Source organism: Nocardioides sp. AX2bis, from assembly GCF_902506435.1.
Classification (GTDB): Bacteria; Actinomycetota; Actinomycetes; order Propionibacteriales; family Nocardioidaceae; genus Nocardioides.
This window is the reverse complement of record NZ_LR733236.1, coordinates 1-23,100: the sequence shown is the minus strand read 5'-3', so window position 1 is coordinate 23,100 and position 23,100 is coordinate 1. Positions and strand designations below refer to the sequence as shown.

Annotated in this window: 19 protein-coding genes and 2 riboswitches; of the genes, 10 read left to right on the top strand and 9 right to left on the bottom strand. The window is 76.0% G+C overall.

All coding sequences use genetic code 11. The features are described from left to right. Positions 1-154: 154 nt before the first annotated feature. Together GV155_RS20025 and GV155_RS20020 are read right to left on the bottom strand one after the other, a co-directional pair. Positions 155-1,444 carry a YibE/F family protein gene (locus GV155_RS20025; protein WP_160012035.1) on the bottom strand — a complete coding sequence of 430 codons (1,290 nt, stop codon included), beginning with the start codon at positions 1,442-1,444 and terminating at the stop codon, positions 155-157. After that, a complete protein-coding gene (locus GV155_RS20020) occupies positions 1,441-1,875 on the bottom strand; it encodes a DUF6314 family protein (protein WP_160012033.1) in 435 nt (144 codons plus the stop codon). The genes GV155_RS20025 and GV155_RS20020 overlap by 4 nt, the downstream gene beginning before the upstream one ends. A gap of 36 nt (positions 1,876-1,911) precedes the next feature. Here GV155_RS20020 and GV155_RS20015 point away from each other — a divergent pair, with 36 nt between their 5' ends. Continuing rightward, the gene (locus GV155_RS20015) at positions 1,912-3,000 is read left to right on the top strand and encodes an alpha/beta hydrolase family protein (protein ID WP_160012031.1); all 1,089 of its coding nucleotides are present in this window, start codon (positions 1,912-1,914) and stop codon (positions 2,998-3,000) included. Positions 3,001-3,031: 31 nt separating this feature from the next. Here GV155_RS20015 and GV155_RS20010 read toward each other — a convergent pair whose 3' ends face one another. From GV155_RS20010 to GV155_RS20000, 3 genes are read right to left on the bottom strand one after another with little or no spacing between them, the layout of a single operon-like run. Next, positions 3,032-4,069, bottom strand: coding sequence for an alcohol dehydrogenase catalytic domain-containing protein (locus GV155_RS20010; RefSeq protein WP_160012029.1), 1,038 nt, complete (start codon positions 4,067-4,069; stop codon positions 3,032-3,034). 35 nt (positions 4,070-4,104) lie between these two features. Next, a complete protein-coding gene (gene ppsA / locus GV155_RS20005; protein WP_160012027.1) occupies positions 4,105-6,558 on the bottom strand; it encodes a phosphoenolpyruvate synthase in 2,454 nt (817 codons plus the stop codon). Next, on the bottom strand, positions 6,555-7,430 hold the full coding sequence (locus tag GV155_RS20000) for a pyruvate, water dikinase regulatory protein (protein WP_201300393.1): 876 nt from the start codon (positions 7,428-7,430) through the stop codon (positions 6,555-6,557). Before GV155_RS20000 ends, ppsA begins: the two co-directional genes overlap by 4 nt. A 97-nt stretch (positions 7,431-7,527) precedes the next feature. Between GV155_RS20000 and GV155_RS19995 the strand changes: the two genes are divergently transcribed. After that, positions 7,528-8,520, top strand: a complete 993-nt coding sequence (locus tag GV155_RS19995; RefSeq protein ID WP_160012025.1) for an NAD(P)/FAD-dependent oxidoreductase — start codon at positions 7,528-7,530, stop codon at positions 8,518-8,520. Between the two features lie 37 nt (positions 8,521-8,557). Here GV155_RS19995 and GV155_RS19990 read toward each other — a convergent pair whose 3' ends face one another. After that, positions 8,558-9,862, bottom strand: coding sequence for a flavin monoamine oxidase family protein (locus GV155_RS19990; RefSeq protein ID WP_160012024.1), 1,305 nt, complete (start codon positions 9,860-9,862; stop codon positions 8,558-8,560). Next, complete coding sequence (locus GV155_RS19985; protein ID WP_160012022.1) at positions 9,859-10,230, bottom strand: hypothetical protein; 372 nt, start codon at positions 10,228-10,230, stop codon at positions 9,859-9,861. The genes GV155_RS19990 and GV155_RS19985 overlap by 4 nt, the downstream gene beginning before the upstream one ends. Positions 10,231-10,303: 73 nt before the next feature. After that, positions 10,304-10,510, top strand: a riboswitch (cobalamin riboswitch). Positions 10,511-10,562: 52 nt separating this feature from the next. Between GV155_RS19985 and GV155_RS19980 the strand changes: the two genes are divergently transcribed. The 3 genes from GV155_RS19980 to GV155_RS19970 are packed head-to-tail and all read left to right on the top strand — an operon-like array spanning position 10,563 to position 13,701. Further along, entirely contained in the window at positions 10,563-11,501 is a 939-nt protein-coding gene (locus tag GV155_RS19980) for a nitrite reductase (protein ID WP_160012020.1), read from the top strand. Beyond that, positions 11,498-12,163: a precorrin-8X methylmutase gene (locus GV155_RS19975; protein WP_160012018.1), complete on the top strand. Its 666-nt coding sequence runs from the start codon at positions 11,498-11,500 to the stop codon at positions 12,161-12,163. Before GV155_RS19980 ends, GV155_RS19975 begins: the two co-directional genes overlap by 4 nt. A 5-nt stretch (positions 12,164-12,168) precedes the next feature. Next, positions 12,169-13,701 (top strand): precorrin-2 C(20)-methyltransferase, encoded by a 1,533-nt coding sequence (locus GV155_RS19970; RefSeq protein WP_160012016.1) that lies wholly within the window; start codon positions 12,169-12,171, stop codon positions 13,699-13,701. Here the strand turns inward: GV155_RS19970 and GV155_RS19965 are convergent. Beyond that, complete coding sequence (locus GV155_RS19965; protein ID WP_160012014.1) at positions 13,678-14,436, bottom strand: cobalt-precorrin-4/precorrin-4 C(11)-methyltransferase; 759 nt, start codon at positions 14,434-14,436, stop codon at positions 13,678-13,680. The genes GV155_RS19970 and GV155_RS19965 overlap by 24 nt on opposite strands. Beyond that, entirely contained in the window at positions 14,433-15,695 is a 1,263-nt protein-coding gene (gene cbiE, locus GV155_RS19960) for a precorrin-6y C5,15-methyltransferase (decarboxylating) subunit CbiE (protein ID WP_160012012.1), read from the bottom strand. The genes GV155_RS19965 and cbiE overlap by 4 nt, the downstream gene beginning before the upstream one ends. 201 nt (positions 15,696-15,896) lie before the next feature. Next, a riboswitch (cobalamin riboswitch) is annotated at positions 15,897-16,063 on the top strand. A 23-nt stretch (positions 16,064-16,086) separates the two neighbouring features. Here cbiE and GV155_RS19955 point away from each other — a divergent pair. From GV155_RS19955 to GV155_RS19935, 5 genes are all read left to right on the top strand, one after another. After that, complete coding sequence (locus GV155_RS19955; protein ID WP_160012010.1) at positions 16,087-18,279, top strand: VWA domain-containing protein; 2,193 nt, start codon at positions 16,087-16,089, stop codon at positions 18,277-18,279. Beyond that, positions 18,279-18,944 (top strand): 5,6-dimethylbenzimidazole synthase, encoded by a 666-nt coding sequence (gene bluB / locus GV155_RS19950; protein ID WP_160012008.1) that lies wholly within the window; start codon positions 18,279-18,281, stop codon positions 18,942-18,944. The genes GV155_RS19955 and bluB overlap by 1 nt, the downstream gene beginning before the upstream one ends. A gap of 1 nt (position 18,945) precedes the next feature. Continuing rightward, positions 18,946-19,560, top strand: a complete 615-nt coding sequence (gene cobO / locus GV155_RS19945) for a cob(I)yrinic acid a,c-diamide adenosyltransferase (protein ID WP_160012006.1) — start codon at positions 18,946-18,948, stop codon at positions 19,558-19,560. Next, a complete protein-coding gene (locus tag GV155_RS20925; RefSeq protein ID WP_160012004.1) occupies positions 19,557-22,307 on the top strand; it encodes a cobyrinate a,c-diamide synthase in 2,751 nt (916 codons plus the stop codon). Before cobO ends, GV155_RS20925 begins: the two co-directional genes overlap by 4 nt. Positions 22,308-22,831: 524 nt before the next feature. After that, positions 22,832-23,059 carry a CbtB domain-containing protein gene (locus tag GV155_RS19935; RefSeq protein ID WP_160012002.1) on the top strand — a complete coding sequence of 76 codons (228 nt, stop codon included), beginning with the start codon at positions 22,832-22,834 and terminating at the stop codon, positions 23,057-23,059. Positions 23,060-23,100: the final 41 nt, after the last annotated feature.

The following is a 23,100-nucleotide window of genomic DNA, read 5'->3' as shown; positions in this document are numbered from 1 at the left end:
TTGCAGCCACCCTGAACGCCAGACCACGGCCTACCCTCAACATGCGCACACCAGCCCAAGAGCTGGACCAGCTCCTGACAACCCCGTCAGCAGCCTGACCCCGTTGCTACGACCGATGGACCCCGCCCGCCGCACCAGATGAAGTAACAGAGCGTTACAGCGGGCCGGCCTGTCGCGCGGCGGCCGGCGCGGCCAGCAGCGCGGCGAGCCCGGTGGTCAGCGGGACCGCGAGCACCAGCCCGATCGCGCTCGTCAGGGTGCGCACGATCTCCTCGGTGAGCACGCCCGAGGAGACCAGCTCGAGGAACGGGCGGTCGAGCAGCGAGACCAGCATCAGCACGATCAGCGCCGCCCCGGTGTAGGCGAAGAGCAGCGTGTAGATGCTCGAGGCGATGTGGTCCCGCCCGATCCGCATCGCGCTGGCGAAGACCTGCCGCCGCGGCATCCCGGGCTGGGCGGCCCGCAGCTCCCAGACCACGGAGGCCTGGGTGATGGTCACGTCGTTGAGCACGCCGAGGCCGGTCAGCACGATCCCGCAGACCAGCAGCCCGCGGAAGTCGAGCCCGGAGACCTGGCCGGCCAGCAGCCCGCCGGTCTCGTCCGAGATCCCCGACAGCCGCGTCCCGCCCATCGCGAGCAGCCCGAGCACGCCGGTGAGCGCGACCCCGACCAGGGTGCCGAGCAGGGCGACGCTGCTGCGCATCGAGAACCCGTGGGTCGTGTAGAGCACCACCACCATGATCGCGGTGGCGCTGGTCATCGCCACCGCGAGCCCGTTCTCGCCGATCAGCAGGGCGGGCAGGGTGAACTGCCAGACCACCACCGCGCCCAGCCCCAGCCCGACCAGGCCCATCAGCCCCCGCAGCCGCGCGACGGCGATCACCGCGACCACGAAGATCCCCAGCAGCCAGGCCAGCGCCCCGCCCCGCTGGACCTGGGAGAACTGGTACGACGCGCCGCCCTCGGTCGGCACCCGCACGACCAGCACCGAGTCGCCCCCGGTGAGCCCCGAGCGGGAGACCTCCGGCGCGACCGGGAACACCGCCCGCTCGCCCTCCCCCGCGCCCTCGGTGACGGTGGCCGCGACCTGGCCGCAGGTGAGCGCGGCAGCCCCGCCGCCCCCGCCACGGCTCCCGGCGGCGCCGTCCTCGACCGCGGCCCGCTCGCCGTCGGTGCAGGGCGCGGCGACCTCGGTGACGTCGGCGGTGACGAACTCGGTGTCCTCGGTGGCGAAGGCCGGCGGGCCACCCTCGCCGAAGTCGGGCTCGCGGTCCGGCCACAGCCAGACCGCCCCCACGACCGCGGCCACCACGAACGCGGCCAGGGAGACCAGCACGGCGGTACGCGCGAGCGCGCCGACCTGGACCGCGCCGTCGGCGGCGCCCTCCTGCCCGTGGCCGTGCCCGTGGCCGTGGGTCTCCTCGGCGCGGCGGTGCCGGCTCACGCGACGGGGCGGGCGTAGGCGGTGGTGATCGTGTGGTCCTTGGCCGGGCCGCGCACCTGCCAGGTCACCGTCCAGCGCCCCCGGTCCTGGATGTCGACCACGCCGCGGTAGAGGTCGTCGGCGCACGGGTGGTCGACCGCGAGGCCCGGCGACCAGGGGTGGAAGGGGCGGCCGTCGTCGAAGGTGACCTGCCACGAGCCGGCGGCGTCGGGGACGACGAGCAGCGTGCGGTGCACCGCGGCCGGCGCGCTCCCCGGCCGCTCCAGCAGACCCTCCTCGTGCCAGCGGACCCGGCCGCCGTCGACCTGCTCGAGCACGGCCGTCCCGGTGACGCGGAGGCGCGCGGCGGCGTACCGGTCCTCGATCTCGCGTTCCAGGCTCCAGCGGCCGAGCAGGTCCAGCGGCGTCGTCAGCGTCGGCGTCGTCGGCATGCGCAGGAGCCTAGGTGCCCCTGGCACGATCGGGTCATGGGTCCGCGCCGCCTGACCGTCCTCGCCCCGCTCCTCGGCCTCGCACTGGTCGCCTCCGCGTGCTCCGGGGGGACCGAGGAGACCACGGGCGCGCCGAGCAGCGCCGCGGGCTCCTCCGCCCCGCCGTCGGGGTCGCCCTCCCCCTCGACGTCCGCGTCGGACGAGCCGTCCACGGCCCCCTCCCGCGAGCCCGTCCAGCGCGAGGAGCCCGACCCCGTCTCGCTGGCGGCCTACTACTCCGAGAACCGCGACTACGCCGGCGGCGGCCTGCGGCTGGGCGCGGTGCGCGAGGAGACCGAGGCCTACACCTCGTACGACGCGACCTACCGCAGCGGAGACCTGACGATCTCCGGCGTGCTCAACGTGCCGACCGGGCGCGGTCCGTTCCCGGCGGTCGTCCTGGCGCACGGCTACATCGACCCGGACTTCTACGTCCGCGGCCAGGGCATGACCCGGGAGCGCGGGGTGCTGGCCTCGCGGGGGTTCGTGGCCTTCCACGTCGACTACCGCGCGCACGCGGAGTCCGACGGCACCGAGGAGCAGGCCGAGCGCGACGTCCGGCTCGGCTACGTCGCCGACGTCGTCAACGCCGCCGCAGCGCTGCGGCGCAGCGACGACGTACCGGTGGACGACGACCGGGTCGCGCTCTTCGGCCGCTCGATGGGCGGCGGGGTCATGCTCCGGGCGCTCGCCGCCGCCCCGGGCGCCTTCGACGCGGGCGTCGGCTGGGCCTCGGTGAGCTCGCGCGAGGACGACAACTTCAACCAGTTCACCGCGCCGGACCGCGACGAGGTCGCCTCCTACGTCGAGCGGGAGTACGGCCTGCCGGGCTCGCCGCGCGGGCGCGAGTTCTGGCCGGCCGTCAGCGCCCGCCCGTCCTTCGACCGGGTCACCGAGCCGGTCCTGCTGGTGCACGGCACCGCCGACGACACCTGCCCGCTCCAGTGGGCGCGGGACTCGCAGAGCGCCCTGCGCGCCGCCGGGGTGGACTCCACCCTCGAGCTGTACGAGGACGGCCACGCCTTCGGCCCGGCGTTCTTCGCGGCGATGGACGACACGATCGCGTTCCTGCGCGAGTCGATGTAGGGCTCGGCCCCGGCGCTCAGAGCCCCGCCGCTCAGAGGCCCGGCCGGATCACCGTGATCCCGCCGGCACCGGCGCCCGGGGTGTCGAGGGCGACCAGCCGGCGGACGGCCTCCTCCAGGCCGACCTCGTCGCGCAGCAGCCGCTGCGGGGCGTACGTCTGGTCGGCCACGCGCGCGAGCAGCGCCGGGTAGGACTCCGCCGACAGCCCGTGGCTGCCCAGCAGCTGGAGCTCGCGGGCCACGACCAGCCCGAGGTCGACCGGTGGCGAGGCGTCGGCCCCGCCGAGCAGACCCACCTGGACGTGCCGACCGCGCGGGCGCAGGCAGGCCAGGGAGGCGGCGACGACGTCGCGGGACCCGCGGCAGTCCAGCGACAGGTCCGCCCCGTCGGCGGTGAGCGCGGCGAGGGTCGCGGTGACCTCGTCCGGCGCGACCGCGGTCGCGCCGAGGTCGGCGGCCAGCGACCGTGAGGCCGGGGCGGGGTCGACCGCGACGACCTGCGCACCCTCGGCGACCGCCACCATCACCGCAGCGAGCCCCACCCCGCCGCAGCCGTGGACGACCACGGTCTCGCCCGACCGCACGCGACCGACCTCGAGTACCGCCCGGTACGCCGTGGCGAAGCGGCACCCGAGGCCGCAGGCGACCGCGGCGTCGACCCCGTGCGGCAGCGGGACCACGTTGACCTCGGCACGCGGGAGCGCGACCCGCTCGGCCCAGGAGCCCCACTGGGTGAAGCCCGGCTGGAGCTGACGGGCGCAGACCTGCTGGTCGCCGCGGGCGCAGGCCGGGCAGTCGCCGCAGGCCAGCACGAAGGGGGTGGTCACCCGGTCGCCCTCGACGAAGCCCGCCGCGTCCGGCCCGACCTCCACCACGGTGCCGGCCAGCTCGTGGCCGAGCACGTGCGGCAGGCGTACGCCGTCGTCGTGGCCCTGCCAGGCGTGCCAGTCGCTGCGGCATAGCCCGGTGGCCTCCACCGCGACCACGACCCCGTCGTCGGGGCAGGCCGGCTCCTCGACGTCCGCCACCCGCGGGGGCTGCCCGAACGCCTCGACCAGGACCGCTCTCATGCGTCCATCCTGGCCGACGGGCCCGGGTCGCGGACCTAGCGGGTGCCTGCCTCGACCCCGCCCAGCCGCAGCCAGGTGTCGACGACGGTGTCGGGGTTCAGCGACATCGTCTCGATGCCCTGCTCGACCAGCCACTCGGCCATGTCGGGGTGGTCCGAGGGGCCCTGGCCGCAGATCCCGACGTACTTGCCCTGCTTGAGGCAGGCCGCGATCGCCAGCGACAGCATGTGCTGCACGGCCGGGTCGCGCTCGTCGAAGGAGGCCGCCACCAGGCTGGAGTCACGGTCCAGGCCGAGGGTCAGCTGGGTCATGTCGTTGGAGCCGATCGAGAAGCCGTCGAAGTGCTCGAGGAACTGCTCGGCGATCACCGCGTTCGAGGGGACCTCGCACATCATCACGACCTGGAGGTCGTTCTCGCCACGGACGAGGCCGTGCGTGCCGAGGAGGTCGATGACGCCCTTGGCCTCGGCGACGGTGCGCACGAAGGGGATCATGATCTTGACGTTGGCCAGACCCATCTCCTCGCGGACGTACTTCAGCGCCTCCGCCTCCATCGCGAAGCACTCCGCGAAGTCCTCCGAGAGGTAGCGCGACGCGCCGCGGTACCCGATCATCGGGTTCTCCTCGTGCGGCTCGTAGGTCTCGCCGCCGACGAGGTTGGCGTACTCGTTGGACTTGAAGTCGCTCATCCGCACGATCACCGGCTCCGGCGCGAAGGCCGCCGCGATCATCGAGACGCCCTCCGCGACGCGCTTGACGAAGAACTCGCGCGGCGAGTCGTAGGCCGCGATGATCTCTTCGACCTCCTCGCGCAGGGCGGGGTCGAGCGAGTCCGGGTCGGCCTCGAGGTCCAGGAGCGCCTTGGGGTGCACGCCGATCTGGCGGTTGATGATGAACTCCAGCCGGGCCAGGCCCACGCCGCGGTGCGGCAGCCGCGAGAAGGCGAACGCCTGCTCGGGCGTGCCGACGTTCATCATGATCTTGACCGGGATCTCGGGCATCTCGCTGAGCTCGGTGGTCTCCACGTCGAAGTCGAGTAGCCCGTCGTAGACCAGGCCGGTGTCGCCCTCGGCGCAGGACACGGTGACCTCGCGGCCGTCGGCCAGGTCCTTGGTCCCGCTGGTGGTGCCGACCACGGCGGGGATGCCGAGCTCGCGGGCGATGATCGCGGCGTGGCAGGTGCGCCCGCCGCGGTTGGTCACGATCGCCGAGGCACGTTTCATGATCGGCTCCCAGTCGGGGTCGGTCATGTCGGCCACGAGCACCTCGCCGGCCTCGAACTCGTGCATCTGGTCGACGGACTTCAGCACGCGTACGGACCCGGCGCCGATCTTCTGGCCGATCGCACGGCCCTCGACGACCACGTCGGCGCCCTTGGTCACCGAGGAGTCGATGCTGAAGCGCTCGGTGGCGCCGGTACGCCGGGACTGCACCGTCTCGGGGCGGGCCTGCAGCACGTAGAGCTTGCCGTCGAGGCCGTCCTTGCCCCACTCGATGTCCATCGGGCGCCCGTAGTGCTCCTCGATGGTGACGGCGTGCCGGGCCAGCCCCTCGACCTCGGCGTCGGTGAGGCTGAAGCGGCGCGACTCGGCCGGCTCCACGTCGACGAACTCGGTGGTGCGACCCACCTCGGTGTCCTCGGTGTAGACCATCTTGGTGGCCTTGGCGCCGATGCCGCGCTTGAGCACGGCCGGCTTGCCGAGCTTGAGCGCTGGCTTGTAGACGTAGAACTCGTCGGGGTTGACGGCGCCCTGGACGACGCCCTCGCCGAGGCCGAAGGCGGAGGTGACGAAGACGGCGTCGGTGAAGCCGGACTCGGTGTCCATGGTGAACATGACGCCCGACGAGCCGATGTCGGAGCGGACCATCCGCTGCACGCCGGCCGACAGGCCCACGTCGCCGTGGGCGAAGCCGTGGTGGACGCGGTAGGCGATCGCGCGGTCGTTGTAGAGGGAGGCGTAGACCTCCCGCACCGACAGCAGCACCGCGTCGATGCCGCGGACGTTCAGGAAGGTCTCCTGCTGGCCCGCGAACGAGGCGTCGGGGAGGTCCTCGGCGGTGGCCGAGGAGCGGACCGCGAACGACGGCTCCTCGCCGTCCTCGCCGCGGGAGCTCTCGACGAGCTGCTCGTAGGCGGTGCGGATGTCGCGCTCGAGGTCCTCGGGGAACTCCTGCGCCACGACCGCGGCCCGGATCTCCTTGCCGACCTCGGCCAGGCGGCGGGTGTCCTCGGTGTCGAGGTCGTCGACCAGCGCGGAGATCCGCTCGGCGAGACCGGTGTCGCCGATGAAGTGGTGGTAGGCCTGCGCGGTGGTCGCGAACCCGTCGGGCACCGCGACGCCGAGGTCGGCCAGGTTGCTGACCATCTCGCCGAGGGAGGCGTTCTTGCCGCCGACCTCCTCCAGGTCGCCCATCCCGATCTCGGAGAACCAGCGCACGTGGCTGGCGTCGGGCTGTGCGGCCTGCTGGTCGGCCTGGGTGTCGCTCATGCTCGTCCTCCACGGTTCCGGGTGGTGCTGGGCTTGGCGGTGCTGCCGCCGGGGCGGCGGGAGAGGGTCTGGATGATCAGCGCCGAGATCTCCTCGACCGACTTCGCCGAGGTGTCGATCGACGGCACGCGGTGCGCCCGGTAGAGCTCGGTGGCGCGGCGCAGCTCCCAACGGCACTGCTCCGGCGAGGCGTAGGTCGAGTTCGGACGGCGCTCGTTGCGCACCCGGCTGAGGCGGTCGGCGTTGGTGATCAGCCCGAAGCAGCGGTCCCGGAACGGCTCGACCGGGCGCGGCAGGCCGGAGGCCTCGAGGTCCTCGTCGACCAACGGGTAGTTGGCCACGAACAGCCCGTGCTGCAGCGCGAGGTACATGCTGGTCGGCGTCTTGCCGCAGCGCGACGGCGCCAGCAGGATCACGTCGGCCTTCTCCATCGCGCGCAGGCTCTGCCCGTCGTCGTGCTCGATGGTGAACTCCACCGCCGACATCCGGGCGTTGTAGCGCTTGACGTCGCCGACGCCGTGCAGCCTCATCGCCTCGCGCTTGCCCCGGCGGTCCAGGATCGCCTCGACGCGGTTCATGTGGAGGTCGAAGAAGTCGATGATCGGCGCGGTCGTCTTCCGCAGCTCCAGGCGTACGGCGTCCTCGGCCGCGGTGGTGAACACCAGCGGCGTCGTCGGGCCGGCCGCGACCTCGTCGATCATCGCCACCACCCTCGCCGCGTCCTCGACTGTGGAGATGAACGGGATGGTGGTCCGCTCGAACGGCACGTCGGGGAACTGCAGGAGCAGGGCGTTGCCCATGGTCTCGGCGCTGATCCCCGTGCTGTCGGAGAGGAAGAACACCGGTACGACCGCGTCCGTTTCGTCCGCCACGCTGCACCTCCCGGGAGTGAGGGGACGAACCTAGCGCCCGCGGGCCCCGCGCAGGAGGCCACCCGGCTGGTGGATGGGTGCGTGACAGGCTCGCAGCATGGAACCGGTCGTGGTGGTGGGAGCCGGCATCGCCGGGGTCGCGTGCGCAGCCGAGCTGGTCCGGGCGCAGGTGCCGGTCCGGGTCGTGGACCGCGGCCGCCGGATGGGCGGCCGTCTGGCCAGCCGCCGCCTGGCCGACCGGCCGGTGGACCTCGGGGCCTCCTACCTGACCGCCACGCAGGACGGCGACTTCGCCAAGGTCGTCGACCGGTGGCGTACGCGGGGCCTGGCCTTCCCGTGGACCGACACCTTCCTGGCGCTGGACGCCGGCGCCGACGGCGGCCCGTCGGCCGAGGTCAAGACCGGACCCGTGCGCTGGGGCGCCACCGGCGGCCTGCGCTCGCTCGTCGAGGCCCTCGCGGGCACCGCCGGCGTGACGGTGGAGGAGGGCGCGGTGTCGTCGGTGACGGCGACGACCGACGGGCTCGACGTCGACGGCGCCGCGGCCCCGGCCGTCGTGCTGGCGATGCCGGACGAGCAGGCCGCCCGGCTGCTCGGCGACGGGCTGACCCAGCACCGCGAGCAGCTCACCCGGCCCTCCGAGCCGATCCTGGCCCTGGCTGCCTGGTGGGCCTCCCGCACCTGGGACGGCGTGGTCGCCCCGGGCGTCTTCCACGGCGCCTTCGTCAACGGCGACGACGACCTCTCGTGGATCGCCGACGACGGCCGACGCCGTGGCGACGACGCCGCCGTCCTCGTCGCGCACTCCACCCCGGCGCTGGCCGCGGCGCACCTGGAGGACCCGGAATCCGCGGGACCCGCGATGCTCGCCGCGCTGCAGCGGCTGCTGCGCATCGAGGACGAGCCGGCCGGCACCTACGTGCAGCGCTGGTCGCTGGCGCGCCCGACCGGCGAGCGCGACGACCCGTACCTGCTGACGGAGTCGGGCCTCGGCGTCTGCGGCGACGGCTGGGGCGGCCCGCCCAAGGTCGAGACCGCCTGGACCTCCGGGCGCGACCTCGGTCGGGCGCTGGCGGCGCGGCTCGCCTGACCCCGGGGCCGCCGGGGCGCGGGCGACGAGCGGCGGGTCAGCGGGCGAGTGCGGCGGCGACGTCGAGCGCGGCGCGCTGACCGCTGACCAGGGCGCCCTGGATCGAGGCGGTGTCGCGGTGGTCGCCGCAGACGACCAGGTGGTCACGGACCCGGACCGGGCGTCGCAACGACAGCGGCGCCGGCTGGGCCGGCAGCGCGTGCGGCACCTCGTGCCGGCGCAGCAGTCGCCAGCCGCGCGGGTCGGCGCCGAGCAGCTCGCCGGCGTGACGACGCACGTCGTCCTCGGTCGGCACCGGCCGGTCCGGCCCGAGCAGGGCCGAGGCCTGCACGAGGTGCTGCCCGGCCGGGGCGTACGACGGCGCGGGGTTGCTGACCACGGCGGTGTTGACCAGCGGGCCGGACGGGCGGGACCGACCGTCGACGAAGAGCAGGTGGGAGTCGGTCGGCGCCTCGTCGGCGGCGAACCACGAGGTCACGACCCCCTTGGTACGCGGTCGCACGCCGGCCCCGGAGCCGCCCGGGTCCCCGGTCAGCGCGCCGGTCAGCGCGCCGGCGTCCTGGCCGGCGACGGCCACCACGACCTGCCGCGCGCGCAGCGTCGTCCCGCCGGTGTGCACGACCGCGCCCCCGGCGACGGTCTCGACGGCGTCCACCCCGGTGCCGAGACGGACCCGGTCGCCCAGCGGCCCGGCCAGCTGCTCGGGCAGCGCCTGCATCCCGCGCTCGGGCAGCGCCGGGGTGCCGGCCAGGAAGGTGGCGGTGAGCAGCAGGGCGTACGCCTGGGAGGTCGAGCCGTCGTCCTCCAGCACCACCCCGGCGAAGAACGCGTCGAGCGTGGCGCGCAGCAGCCCGTCGACGCCGGCGCGGTCGAGGGCCTCGCGACGGCTGACGTCGGGGCGCCGGGAGGCGGTGGTCAGGCTCGCGGCCAGGCGGCGGCCGGGTCGGGCACGCAGCAGCGGCGCGGCCCAGCGGGCGGCCGCGAGCACCTCGCGTGGTCGCGGCACCACCGCCCGCACCGAGGGCAGCAGCAGCGAGGGGGCGGCCAGCGGGTTGCCGAGGCGGACCAGGCCCTCCTCGCCCCGCGCGGCCACGCCGGCGGCGAACGGCTGCAGGCCGAGGGCGTCCACGTCGACCCAGCGGCGCACCGCGCGGTACGCCGGGTTGAGCAGCTGGAAGCCGCGGTCGAGCGCGAACCCGTCGACGCGGTCGGTGCGGATCCGGCCGCCGACGGCGTCGTCGCGCTCGAGCACGACGACGTCGTGACCCCGGTCGACCAGGGCCCGGGCGCAGCGCAGGCCCGCGAGGCCCGCACCGACCACGACGACGTCGGTGTCGCTCACGCGGCCTGACCGTCCCAGGGACCGGGGTCGCGGCGGGGTCCGGTGCGCGTCAGCGAGGAGGCGACGGCCAGGACCCAGGTCAGCGTCCGGTGCTCGGCGGGGCGGAAGGTCGACGCGCTGCGCCGGACCTCGGCGTAGGTCTCGCGGACGACCTGGCGCGCCCAGGCCTCGTCGCCACGGCCCTTGAGCCGCGCGAGACGCCAGACCTGCTCGACGGTGGCGTCGTACAGGTCCTCGAAGGCCTCCGGGAGGCCCGCGGCCGTGCACTCCAGGCACCCGGGACGGCGGACGGCGGACGGTCGGGGGGAGGTCAGGGGCCGCGGCCCGCTCCGCGGCCCGGTCCGCTGCTCGACGTAGTCGTCGCACATGGGGCCAGTGTGGCGGGCGCGTGGTGACGTCCGGCCCACCCGCGCGGGAGTGACCAGACCAGTGGACGACGCTTGCTAGGTTGGCCGCGCCAGTCACGCCTCCCGGTCCGCCGGGAGGCCAGGGAACCCGGTGCGAGGCCGGGACTGACGCGCAGCGGTATGGGTGACGGACGGGGCTCCTGTCGAGAGGCAGGCCACTGGACCAGCGACATCGGTCCGGGAAGGTGCTCCGCGCCGGGTGATCCCGAGTCCGAAGACCTGCTGGCCCCGGCGACGTCCGTCGTCAGGTCCACGCAGGCTCCGCGCACGAGCCTCCGACCACCGAGGTGACCGTGTCCCACCCACCCCTCGTCCGCTCGCGCCCCGGCACCGACGGCCAGGACGCCGCCACGGACCGCTGCCCCGGCGTCGCCCGGCCCTGGCCCGCCGAGGACGGCCTGCTGGTCCGGGTCCGGCTCCCCGGAGGCCGGGTCACCGCCGGCGCCCTCGCCTCGCTCTCCGGGGTCGCCCGCGAGCACGGCGACGGTGACCTGCACCTGACCGGGCGCGCGAACCTCCAGCTGCGCGCCCTGCCGAGCGCCGACGCCGCAGACGGCGGGCCCGGTGCCGTACGGCCCGACGTCGTCGCGGACCTCGCGGCCACCGGCCTGCTGCCGTCGACCACCCACGAGCTGGTCCGCAACCTGATGGCCTCGCCGCGGACCGGGCTGGACACCGGCCGGGTCGGCGGCGGCCGCGCCGACCTGCGCCCGGTCGTGCACGCCCTCGACGCGGCGCTGCTGGCCGAGCCCGCCGCCGCCGGGCTGTCCGGTCGGTTCCTGCTCGCCCTCGACGACGGCCGCGGCGACCTGGTGGACCGCCCGTGCGACCTGGGCGCGGTGGCCCTGGACGACCGGACCGCCCAGCTGCGGGTCGGGGCGGGCTGGGGCGAGGTGGTCGCGCTCGACGACGTCCCCGCCGCCCTCCTCGACCTGGTCCGCCGCTTCCTGGCCGCCCGTCCCGACCCGGCCGCGGCCTGGCACGTGGCCGAGCTCGACGGGCCGCTGGCGCCCACCCGCGCGCCCGACGACCGCGTCCCGGCCCCCGCGGCGCGCCCGGCTTACGGCCCGCTGGTCGGCGGCGAGCACGTCGAGGCCCCCGGCGGCGTGCTCGGGCCGGACCTGGTCGACGCCCTCGTCGCCCGCGACCCGGGCGGCACGCTGGTGGTGACGCCCTGGCGCGGGGTGGTCGTGCCGGACCCCGCCCCGCACGAGGAGGGAGGTGCGCGATGACCCCGCTGAGCCGACCGCCGCAGCGCTACGCCTACGTCGACCACGGCCCGGAGATCTACGTCGACTCCTTCGCCACCATCCGTCGCGAGAGCGACCTGTCGCGGGTGCCGACGGAGGCCGAGCGGCTCGCGGTCCGGATGATCCACGGCACCGGCCAGGTCGACCTGGTCGACGACCTGGTCGTCCACCCGCGCCTGGTCCCGGCGGCCCGCGCGGCGCTGGCCGACGGCGCGCCGATCCTCTGCGACGCCCGGATGGTGGCCACCGGCATCACCGCCTCGCGGCTGCCCGCGGGCAACGCCGTCCACTGCTATCTGCCGGACCGCCGCGTCCCGGGCCTGGCCGCGGCGTGGGGCACGACCCGGTCGGCGGCAGCGGTGTCGCTGTGGGCCGACCACCTCGACGGCGCGGTGGTCGCGATCGGCAACGCCCCGACCGCGCTGTTCCACCTGCTCGAGATGCTGCTCGACGGCGCCCCCCGCCCGGCCGCCGTGATCGGCTGCCCGGTCGGGTTCATCGGGGCCGCGGAGTCCAAGGACGCCCTGGCCGCGTTCGCGGACGACCACGGCATCGACGTGCCGTTCGTGACCGTCCGCGGGCGTCGCGGCGGGTCCGCGATGACGGCCTCCGCCCTCAACGCGCTGGCCCAGGAGGAGGAGTGACGCGGGTGTCGCAGGACCGTCCGGCGGGCCGGTTCGCCGGCGTCGGCCTCGGGCCCGGCGACCCCGAGCTGGTGACCCTCAAGGCTGCCCGGCTGATCGCCGCCGCCGACGTCGTGGCCTACCACGCCGGGGTCGGCAAGGAGTCCAACGCGCGCCGCACCGCCGCCGACCTGATCCCGGCCGGGGCGGTCGAGGAGGAGCTGCGCTACCCCGTCACCACCGGCGGCACCGACCACCCCGGCGGCTACGCCGGCGCGATGGCCGACTTCTACACCGAGGCCGCCGAGCGGCTCGCCGCGCACCTGGCGGCCGGGCGCGACGTCGTCCTGCTGGCGGAGGGCGACCCGCTCTTCTACGGCTCGTTCATGCACATGCACGACCGCCTCGCGCACCGGTTCGAGACCCAGATCGTGCCGGGCGTGCCCGCCTTCGCGGCCGCCGCGGCGACGGCCGCGACCCCGCTCGTGCGCCAGACCGACGTGCTCACGGTGCTGCCCGGCACCCTGCCCGAGCCCGAGCTGGCGCGCCGCCTGGCCGACAGCGACGGCGCGGTGGTGATGAAGCTGGGGCGCACCTTCCCGGCCGTCCGGCGGGCGCTGGCCGCCGCGGGCCGCCTCGAGGACGCGGTCTACGTCGAGCGGGCCTCGATGCCCGGGGAGCGCCGGCTGCCGGTGGCCGAGGTCGACCCGGACTCGGTGCCGTACTTCTCGCTGGTCGTCGTGCCCGGCGACTCCCGCCACGGGAAGGGTCGCCGCGACGCGCCCGCACCCGCGCCGACGGGGACCACGCCCGGCGAGGTCCTCGTCGTCGGTCTCGGCCCCGGTCCGGACCGTTGGCTGACCGGCGAGGTCGCCGAGGCGCTGGCGGAGGTCGACCACGTCGTCGGGTACGGCCCGTACGTCGCCCGGGTCCCGGCCCGCGCGGGCCTCACCCGCCACGCCAGCGGCAACACCGTCGAGGTCGACCGGGCCCGCCTGGCCCTCGACCTGGCCCGCGGCGGCGAGCGCGTGGCCGTCGTCTCCGGCGGCGACGCCGGCGTCTTCGGAATGGCCGCGGCGGTCTACGAGGCGCTCGACGACCCGGCCGCGGACGGCCGGTGGGACGACGTGGAGGTGCGGGTGCTGCCGGGGGTGAGCGCGGTGCAGGCCGTGGCCGCCCGCGCGGGCGCACCCGTCGGCGGGGACTTCGCCGTGCTGAGCCTCTCGGACCGGCTCAAGCCGTGGGAGGTCGTCGAGGAGCGGCTGCGGCTGGTGGCCCGGGCCGACCTGGTCTGCGCGGTCTACAACCCCGCGTCGCGCTCGCGCACCTGGCAGGTCGCCCGGGCGCGGGAGGTGCTGCTCGAGGAGCTCCCGGCCGCGACGGTGGTCGTGGTCGGACGCGACGTCGGGCGCGCCGAGGAGTCGCTGACCGTGACCACGCTGGGCGACCTGGACCCCGCCACGATCGACATGAAGTGCCTGCTGCTGGTCGGCGCCCGCGGCACGCGGGTCAGCGCGCGCGGGGCGGTGTGGACCTCACGCGCGGTCCCGGTCCGCTGAGTAGAGCCACGACTCCCCCATCCCGTCCGGGCCGCCGGCCCGGGGGTCGAGGGCGCGCCCGACCAGGATGACCGCGGCCTGGCGCAGACCGGCCCCCTCGACGGCGTCGGCGATGTCGCCGACCGTGCCGCGCAGCACGAGCTCGCCGGGCTGGCTGGCCCGGAAGACCACCACGACCGGGCAGTCGGCGCCGTGCTCGGGCTCGATCGTGGCCATCACCTCGCGGGTGCGGGTGACGGCCAGGTGCAGCACGAGGGTGGCGCCGGTGGCGGCGAACCGCGCCAGCGACTCGCGCTCCGGCATCGCCGTGGAGCGGGCCTGGGCGCGGGTCAGCACCACCGACTGGGCCACGAGCGGGACGGTCAGCTCGCGCCCGACCAGGGCGGCGGCCGCGGCGTACGACGGCACGCCCGGCACCACCTCCCACCCGACGCCGGCCTCGTCCAGGCGCCGACCCTGCTCGGCGACCGCGGAGTAGAGCGACGGGTCGCCGGAGACGAGGCGCACGACGTCCTCCCCCGCACCGTCGGCGGCGACCAGGTGGTCGACGATCGTGTCCAGGTCGAGGCCCTGGGTGTCGACCAGGCGGGCCGTGTCGCGGCAGTGCGAGAGGACGGCCTCGTCCAGGTAGGTGCCGGGGTAGAGCACCACGTCGGCCTCGCCGAGCAGCGCGGCGGCGCGCAGGGTGAGCAGGTCGGCGGCGCCGGGGCCGGCACCCACGAAGCGGACGGTCACGAGGTCTCCCGGTCGGTGCTGGCGGTGGTGGGGACGGTCCAGGACCACTGGGTGACCGCCCGGGCGGGCGACCAGCCGCGGAAGGAGCCGATCGGGGCGGCGTGCTCGACGGAGGTCCGGGTCAGCTCGCCGCCGTGCTCGGCGTGCATCCGGGCCAGCAGCGCCTCGGTCTCGAGGGTCACGCCGTGCACGACCAGGCGGCTGCCGGGCCCGCGGCCCAGCAGCGCCTGCCGGCACCGGTCGAGCAGGCCGGGCGCGGTCGCTCCGCCGCCGACGAACACCGCGTCCGGGTGGGCCACCGCACCGGGCAGCGTCGCCACGACGTCCTCGGCGCGGCCGGTGCGCACGTCGAGGCCGGGGACCCCGAGCCGCGCGGCGTTGCGGGCGATCCGGGCGGCCCGGGCGGGATCGGCCTCGACGGCCACGGCCCGGCAGGTGGGGTGCGCGCGGAGCCACTCGACGCCGATCGAGCCGGCGCCGGCACCGAGGTCCCACAGCAGCTGTCCGGGCTGCGGGGCCAGCCGGGCCAGCGCGGCGGCGCGCAGGTCGCGCTTGGTCAGCTGCCCGTCGTGCTCGTACGCCTCGTCGGGCAGCCCGGCGGTCCACGACCCGACCACGGGTCCGCGGAGGTCGAGCGCGACGACGTTGAGCGGGGGCACCCGGGCGTCGGCGGCTGCGTCCCAGGCGGCGGCGGTGGTGTCGAGGCGCGTCTCGGTCGGCGCGCCCAGGTCGCCGAGCACCGTCAGCAGCGACGCGCCGTACCCCTGCTCGACGAGCAGCCGGGCCAGCGTGCCCGGCGTGGTGGCGTCGGAGGACAGCGCGACCACGCGGCGGCCCGGGGCGAGCTCGCGGAGGACGAGCGCGGGGTCGCGGCCCACCACGCTGACCACCGCGGCGCTCTCGGCCGACCAGCCGAGGCGGGCGCGGGCCAGGGCGACGGACGACAGCCCGGGGTGGACCTCGACGGCGTCGGGCCCGAGGAGGTCGACCAGCGTCGTGCCGATCCCCGAGAGCAGCGGGTCACCGGTCGCCAGGGCGGCCACCCGGCGTCCGGCGTGCTCGGCCAGCAGCGACGGCAGCCCCGCGCGCAGCGGCACCGGCCACGGCACCCGGTGCTGACCCGGCCGCGGCGCCAGCAGCGCCAGGTGGCGGGGCCCGCCCAGCACGACCTCCGCGTCGTCGACGAGCGCCCGCAGTCCCGGCGGGACGCCCGCCCACCCGTCGGCGCCGATCCCCACCACCGTGATCCTCGCCCTCATGGGCGCCGACCCTAGGGCGTGACCCCTCGGTCGGCGTCGTCGCGAGCGTGGTGTCGCGCCGATCTGGCAAGGCGGAGGCGCGAAGGCGGGACGTAGTCCCGTCGAGTCGCCGACAACGCCGTCCAGATCGGATGCGGCGGCACGCGCAGCAGGCGCCCGACCGAGGAGTCACGTCCCTAGGTGCCCCGGGCCTGCGCTAGCGTGGCGGCTCAGCCACGAGGTGCCCCGACGCCCCGGTCACGACCGGACGCCGAGGGGAGAATCTGGGAAGCCGGTGAGAGTCCGGCACAGGCCCGCTGCGGTGACCTGGACACGCGATCCGGCGTGCTCGAGGAAGTCCGAAGACCGGCCTCGCGGCGTCCATCCGATGGCGGACGAGCGGGAGCCTCCCATGCCAGCGCACTACCCCTTCTCTGCCGTCGTGCCTGCGGGCGCGACCGGCAACCCCGACGCTGCCTCCGACGGTGCCCCCGACGGCCGGCCGGGCGACCTCGACCCGATGGCCCTGGCCCTGGTGCTGACCACGATCAGCCCCGCGATCGGCGGGGTGCTGGTCCGCGGCGAGAAGGGCACCGCGAAGTCGACGATCGTGCGCGCCCTCGCCGCGGTGCTGCCGCCGGTCGAGGTCGTGGCCGGGGACCGGTTCTCCTCCGACCCGACCGAGCGCGGCCGGGAGACGTCGTCGCCCGACGGGCCGTTCGCCGCCGACGCGGCGGTGGAGAGCCGCCCCGTACGCCTGGTCGAGCTGCCCGTCGGCGCCACCGAGGACCGCGTGCTCGGCTCGCTGCACCTCGAGCGGGCGCTGAGCCAGGGCACCGCGGAGTACGAGCCCGGCCTGCTGGCGCGCGCGCACCGCGGGATCCTCTACGTCGACGAGGTCAACCTGCTCCACGACCACCTCGTCGACCTGCTGCTCGACGCGGCGGCGATGGGCCGGGCCACGGTCGAACGGGACGGGGTGTCGGTCTCGCACGCGGCCCGCTTCGTGCTGGTCGGGACGATGAACCCGGAGGAGGGCGAGCTGCGCCCGCAGCTGCTCGACCGGTTCGGCCTGACCGCCGAGGTCGCCGCCCCCCGCGACCCGGCCCGTCGGGTCGAGGTCGTCCGCCGCCGGATGGCCTACGACGCCGACCCCGACGCCTTCGCCGCGACCTGGGCACCCGACGAGGAGGCGCTGCGGGCCAGGGTCGCGGCCGCCCAGGCCCTGGTCGGCGAGGTCGTCGTCGGTGACGGGGCGCTGCTGCGGATCGCCGAGCTCTGCGCCGCGCTCGACGTCGACGGCATGCGCGCCGACATCGTCACCGCCCGTACCGCCGCCGCCCACGCCGCCTGGCACGGCCGCCGCTTCGTCACGACCGAGGACATCCGCGCCGCGGCCCGGCTCTCCCTGCCGCACCGACGCCGGCGCAACCCGTTCGACGCCCCCGGCCTCGACGAGGACCTGCTCGACGACCTGCTGCCCGAGGACCCCGACGAGCCCGACCCCGAGCCGCCCGGTGGCGGGGACGGCGGCGGCGACGACGGGGACGGGGCCGGCGGGGACGGCGGCGGCGACGGGACGTCAGACGCTCCGGACGGCTCCCCGGACGGGACGCATGACGCTGCGCCGGACCCGGGGACCGCGGACGGCGGGACGTCAGACGCTCCGGTCACCGCCCCGGACGGGACGCATGACGCAACGCCGGACGCAGCACCCGACCCCGCACCGGACCCGGCGGCCGCACCCCCGCCCGGCGGCAAGTCCACCGTGGGGGCCGGGTCGGCCTACCGTGCCCGGCTGCTGGCCGTCCGCGGCACCGGCGAGGGCGAGGCCGGTCGACGCAGCCGCGCGGTGACGTCCACCGGGCGTCGTACGGGCGCCCGGCCCGGCCGCCAGGGCGCGGTGCACCTCGGGGAGACCGTCCGCGCCGCCGCGCCGCACCAGGTCGCCCGCGGGCGCGTCCCGGGTGCCGGAGGCCGGGTGCTGCTGCGCCCCGACGACCTGCGGGTCGCGGTGCGGGAGGGCCAGGAGTCCAACCTGGTGCTCTTCTGCGTCGACGCGTCCGGCTCGATGGCCGCGCGGCGACGGATGGAGGAGGTCAAGGCGGCGATCCTCTCGCTGCTCCTGGACGCCTACCGGCGCCGCGACAAGGTCGGCCTGGTGACCTTCCGCGGCACCGGCGCCGAGCTGACGCTCCCGCCGACCCGGTCCGTCGACGTCGCCGCCGCCCGGCTCGAGGTGCTGCCCGCGGGCGGGCGCACGCCGCTGGCCGAGGGCCTGCTCGAGGCGGCGCGCTGCCTCGAGGTGGAGCGGGTCCGCGACCCCCGCCGGCGCCCGCTGCTGGTGGTCGTCACCGACGGCCGCGCCACCGCCGGGGCCGACGCGGTCGACCGCTCCCGGGGCGCCGCCGACCTGCTGGCGGCCGCCGGCGTCGGCAGCGTGGTCGTCGACTGCGAGTCCGGACCGATGCGGATGGGCCTGGCTCGCAGCCTGGCCGACCACCTCGGCGCCGAGCACGTGCCGGTCGGCGAGGTGAGCGCGGACGCGCTGGCCGCCGTCGCGCGCCCGGCCCGACCCGCCGGCCCGGCCCGACCCGCCGCCTGATGGACCTCTACGAGGCCGTCGCGCGCCGACGGGACGTCCGGGCGGAGTTCAGCGGCGAGCCGCTGGACGACGCCGTGCTCAAGCGGGTGCTCGCCGCGGCGCACCGCGCGCCCAGCGTCGGGATGAGCCAGCCGTGGGACTTCGTGCTCGTGCGGGACCCGGCCACCCTGGCGGCGTTCGCCGGCCACGTGGCGGGCGAGCGGGAGGCGTACGCCGCCGAGCTGCCGCCCGACCGCGCCGCCACCTTCGCCGCGATCAAGGTCGAGGGCGTCCGCGAGGCCGGCCTCGGGGTGGTGGTGACCCATGACCAGGCCCGCGGCGGGCCGCAGGTGCTCGGCCGGCGCACCATCGCCGACACCGGGCTGTACTCCACCTGCCTGGCGATCCAGAACCTCTGGCTGGCCGCGACCGCGGAGGGCGTCGGGGTCGGCTGGGTGTCGTTCTTCCACGAGGAGTGGCTGGCCGAGCGGCTCGCGCTGCCCGCGGGCGTACGCCCGGTCGCCTGGCTCTGCGTCGGCCACGTCACCGGGCTCCAGGAGGTGCCGGACCTCGAGCGGCACCGCTGGCGCTCCCGGCGGCCGCTGGCCGACGCCGTGCACCACGAGACGTACCGCGCCGTCCCGACCGAGGCCACCCCGACCGACCCCGCCGAGAGCAGGAGCTGACATGCCGCAGGGCACCCCGAGCACGGTCCCCGACGACGGCCTGACCACCGCCCAGCGCCGGCACCTGCCGCTGCTGATGGTCCACACCGGCGACGGCAAGGGGAAGTCGACCGCCGCCTTCGGCCTGGCCATGCGCGCGTGGAACCAGGGCTGGGACGTCGGGGTCTTCCAGTTCGTGAAGTCGGCGAAGTGGCGCATCGGCGAGCAGACCGTGCTCGAGCGGCTCGGCGAGCTGCACGAGCAGACCGGCGAGGGCGGCCCGGTCGAGTGGCACAAGATGGGCTCGGGCTGGTCCTGGTCGCGCAAGGCCGGCGACGCCGAGGACCACGCCCGCGACGCCGCCGAGGGCTGGGCCGAGGTCAAGCGGCGGATCGCCGAGGAGCGCCACGACCTCTACGTGCTCGACGAGTTCACCTACCCGATGGAGTGGGGCTGGGTCGACGTCGACGACGTCGTCGCCACGCTGCGGGAGCGCCCCGGCCGGCAGTACGTCGTGGTCACCGGCCGCCGCGCCCACCCGGCCCTGGTGGAGGCCGCCGACCTCGTCACCGAGATGGGCAAGGTCAAGCACCAGATGGACCGCGGCCAGAAGGGCCAGCGGGGGATCGAGTGGTGACCACCCGCCTCCCGCGGATCGTCGTCGCGGCCCCGGCCACCGGCCAGGGCAAGACCACCGTCTCGACCGGGCTGATGGCCGCGCTGACCCGGGCCGGGCACGTCGTGTCGGGCCACAAGGTCGGCCCGGACTACATCGACCCCGGCTACCACGCGCTGGCCTGCGGGCGCCCGGGGCGTAACCTCGACCCGCACCTGGTGGGCGAGCACCGGGTCGCCCCGCTGCTGCTGCACGGCGCCCGGACGCCGGTCCCGGCCGACGTCGCGGTCGTCGAGGGCGTGATGGGACTCTTCGACGGCCGGGTCGGCGGGAAGGGGTTCTCCTCGACCGCCCACGTCGCCGCGCTCACGCGTACGCCGGTGGTGCTCGTCGTCGACATCTCCCGCTCGTCGCGCTCGATCGGCGCGGTGGTGCACGGGATGGCGACCTACGACGACTCCGTCGAGGTGGTCGGGGTGCTGCTCAACAAGGCCGGGTCGCCGCGGCACGCCGCCGAGGTGACGTCCTCGATCTCGCTGCCGGTGCTGGGCACCATCCCGCGGGACCCGGCGGTCGCGGCACCCTCGCGCCACCTCGGACTGGTGCCGGCCGAGGAGCGCGAGCTCTCGGCGGCGGCGCTGGACGCGCTGGCCGACCACGTCGCCGCCTCCGTCGACCTGGACGCGGTGCTGGCGGTGGCGAGGTCCGCGCCCGACCTCGACGTGGCGCCGTGGTCCCCGCACGACCACGTCGCTCCCCCGGCGGACGTACGGCACGGCGCGCGGCCGGTCGTCGCCGTCGCCGGCGGACGGGCGTTCACCTTCCGCTACGCCGAGACCGAGGAGCTGCTGCGCGCGGCCGGCTGCGACGTGGTCGCCTTCGACCCGCTCGCTGACGCGGCGCTGCCGACGGGCACCGCCGCGGTCTACCTCGGCGGCGGGTTCCCCGAGGTGCACGCCGCCGACCTGACCGGCAACGCAACCATGCGCGCCTCGCTGCGGGCCGCGGTGGCGGCGGGCGTGCCGACGGTCGCCGAGTGCGCCGGGCTGCTCTACCTCTGCGACACCCTCGACGGCGAGCCGATGGTGGGCGCAGTCGCCGCGGGCGCGGCGATGACCGAGCGGCTGACGCTGCGCTACCCGGCCGCCACCGCCCCCGCCGACTCCCTGCTCGGACGGGCCGGCGAGGAGGTGACCGGGCACGAGTTCCACCGCACCCACGTCGACCCGGTGGCCGGGGACGTGGCGGCCTGGACCGTCGACGGCACCGACGTCGGGACGGCCACGCCGACCCTGCACGCGAGCTACCTGCACACCCACTGGGCCGGGCACCCGCAGCTGGCGCAGCGCTTCGCCGACGCCGCGCACGCGTACGCGGCCCCGGTGGTCGAGGAGCGAGCACCAGCCCCGACGGTCGAGGAGCCAGCGCCAGCCCCGACGGTCGAGGAGCGAGCGCCAGCCCCGGAGGTCGAGGAACCAGCGCCAGCCCCGACGGTCGAGGAGCGAGCGCCAGCGAGCGTCACGAGACCCCCCGACCCGGTGGTCGAGGAGCGAGCGCCAGCCCCGGAGGTCGAGGAGCGAGCGCCAGCCCCGGCGGTCGAGGAGCGAGCGCCAGCGAGCGTCACGAGACCCCCCGACCCGGTGGTCGAGGAGCGAGCGCCAGCGAGCGTCACGAGACCCCCCGACCCGGTGGTCGAGGAGCGAGCGCCAGCGAGCGTCACGAGACCCCCCGACCCGTTGCGCCACCACGGCGACGCCGAGACCGGCGACGGCCTGGTCGACCTCGCGGTCAACGTCCACCCCGGTCCCCCGCCCGGCTGGCTGACCCAGGCGCTGGTCGCGAGCCTGGACGAGGTCGGCTCCTACCCCGACCCGACGGCCGCCGAGCGCGCCGTGGCCGACCACCACGGGCGCGCCCCGGGCGAGGTGCTGGCGACGGCCGGCGCCGCCGAAGCGTTCGGGCTCCTCGCCCGGCTGCGCCCCTGGCGGCGGCCGGTCGTGGTGCACCCCCAGTTCACCGAGCCGCACGCGGCGCTGGAGCAGTCCGGGCACGAGGTCACGTCCGTGCTCTGCCGGGCCGAGGACGACTTCGTCCTGGACCCGGCCGCGGTGCCCGAGGACGCCGACCTGGTGGTCGTCGGCAACCCCACCAACCCGACCGGGGTGCTGCACCCCGCCGCGGCCCTGCGCGGGCTCGTGCGGCCGGGACGGCTGGTCGTCGTCGACGAGGCCTTCATGGACGCCGTCCCGGGTGAGCCCGAGTCGCTCGCGGGGGGACCGCTCGAGGGCCTCGTGGTGCTGCGCAGCCTGACCAAGCACTGGTCGGTGCCCGGCGTGCGGGCCGGCTACCTGCTCGCCGCGCCCGACGTGGCCGCCGACCTGCGGCGCGGTCAGACGCCGTGGTCGGTCTCCACCACGGCCGCGGCAGCGCTCCAGGCCTGCTGCGCCCCGGCGGCCCGGGCCGAGGCGGGACGACGTGCGCTCGAGCTCACCGCCTGGCGCGAGCACCTCGCGGCCGGTCTCACCGACCTCGGCGTCGAGGTCGTCGGCTCCTCGACGTCGTTCGTCCTGGCCCGCCTGGGCGAGGGCGTGCGCGAGGCGCTGCGGGAGGCGGGGGTGGCCGTACGCCGCGGCGACACCTTCCCCGGCCTCGACGCCTCCTGGTGCCGGGTCGCGGCCCGGGAGCCCGCGACGACCGAGGTGCTGCTGGCCGCGCTGGCCGGGGTACGGGGTCGTGGGTCGTCCGGCGCGCTCCAGCGCGTCCGCTGACCCACGACCGCCGGGCCCGGTCACGCGGAGGCTCTCGACTCGCGTGCTGGTGTCACCTGCTGACACCGGATCACGACCTGACCGGCCCCGGTGGCGCGGTGGCGCGGCCCACGGGCTGTTGCGCCCGGTCTCGTGACGCTCGCTTCGCTCGCTCCTCGACCACCGGGGCCGGCGCTCGCTGCTCGACCACCGGAAGCGCCCGTACCGGCGCCCTCGGACCCTCGATGTGTGATCTGGATCCACCACGTGAGTGCAGATCACACATCGACTCACCGCAACTGGTCTCGTGACGCTCGCTTCGCTCGCTCCTCGACCACCGGGCGGCCACGTCGGCGGACGCCGTACCCAAGCCCGCCGCGATGCCCTAGGCTGCGATCGCGGGCACGAGGAAGCCGGTGTGAATCCGGCGCAGTCGCGCTACTGTGACCGCCCTCCAGGACGAGAGTCCGAGGGGGCGGGAGCCAGACCCGAAGGTCCGCTTCCACCCCATCGAACAGGGACGCAGTCATCCCTGAGGAGGCACCATGTCGCACTCGACCCCTGCCCTCGGCACCACGCCGCTGGCCCAGGTCCAGGTCCCCGCCATCCCGCTCCGCGCCCTCGCCCCGTGGGCGTTGTTCCTCGTCCTGCTGGCCACCGTGGTGATCGTGCTGGCCGGCGTCGACCTGACGATGTTCGGCGTGCCGGGCGGGATGACGCTCCACGAGGTCGTCCACGACGGACGCCACCTGCTCGGCTACCCCTGCCACTGAGGGGCGGGCCGATGAGCGCCCCGGCGCACACCCCTGCCCCC

What these genes read in the sequence shown, in the direction of transcription:
- bluB (WP_160012008.1), top strand. Translation starts at nt 18,279, where the DNA reads ATGGACCTCTACGAGGCCGTCGCGCGCCGACGGGACGTCCGGGCGGAG.
- GV155_RS19995 (WP_160012025.1), top strand. Translation starts at nt 7,528, where the DNA reads ATGGAACCGGTCGTGGTGGTGGGAGCCGGCATCGCCGGGGTCGCGTGC.
- ppsA (WP_160012027.1), bottom strand. Translation starts at nt 6,558, where the DNA reads ATGAGCGACACCCAGGCCGACCAGCAGGCCGCACAGCCCGACGCCAGC.
- cobO (WP_160012006.1), top strand. Translation starts at nt 18,946, where the DNA reads ATGCCGCAGGGCACCCCGAGCACGGTCCCCGACGACGGCCTGACCACC.
- cbiE (WP_160012012.1), bottom strand. Translation starts at nt 15,695, where the DNA reads ATGAGGGCGAGGATCACGGTGGTGGGGATCGGCGCCGACGGGTGGGCG.
- GV155_RS20015 (WP_160012031.1), top strand. Translation starts at nt 1,912, where the DNA reads ATGGGTCCGCGCCGCCTGACCGTCCTCGCCCCGCTCCTCGGCCTCGCA.
- GV155_RS19955 (WP_160012010.1), top strand. Translation starts at nt 16,087, where the DNA reads ATGCCAGCGCACTACCCCTTCTCTGCCGTCGTGCCTGCGGGCGCGACC.
- GV155_RS19985 (WP_160012022.1), bottom strand. Translation starts at nt 10,230, where the DNA reads ATGTGCGACGACTACGTCGAGCAGCGGACCGGGCCGCGGAGCGGGCCG.
- GV155_RS20020 (WP_160012033.1), bottom strand. Translation starts at nt 1,875, where the DNA reads ATGCCGACGACGCCGACGCTGACGACGCCGCTGGACCTGCTCGGCCGC.
- GV155_RS20010 (WP_160012029.1), bottom strand. Translation starts at nt 4,069, where the DNA reads ATGAGAGCGGTCCTGGTCGAGGCGTTCGGGCAGCCCCCGCGGGTGGCG.
- GV155_RS19935 (WP_160012002.1), top strand. Translation starts at nt 22,832, where the DNA reads ATGTCGCACTCGACCCCTGCCCTCGGCACCACGCCGCTGGCCCAGGTC.
- GV155_RS19975 (WP_160012018.1), top strand. Translation starts at nt 11,498, where the DNA reads ATGACCCCGCTGAGCCGACCGCCGCAGCGCTACGCCTACGTCGACCAC.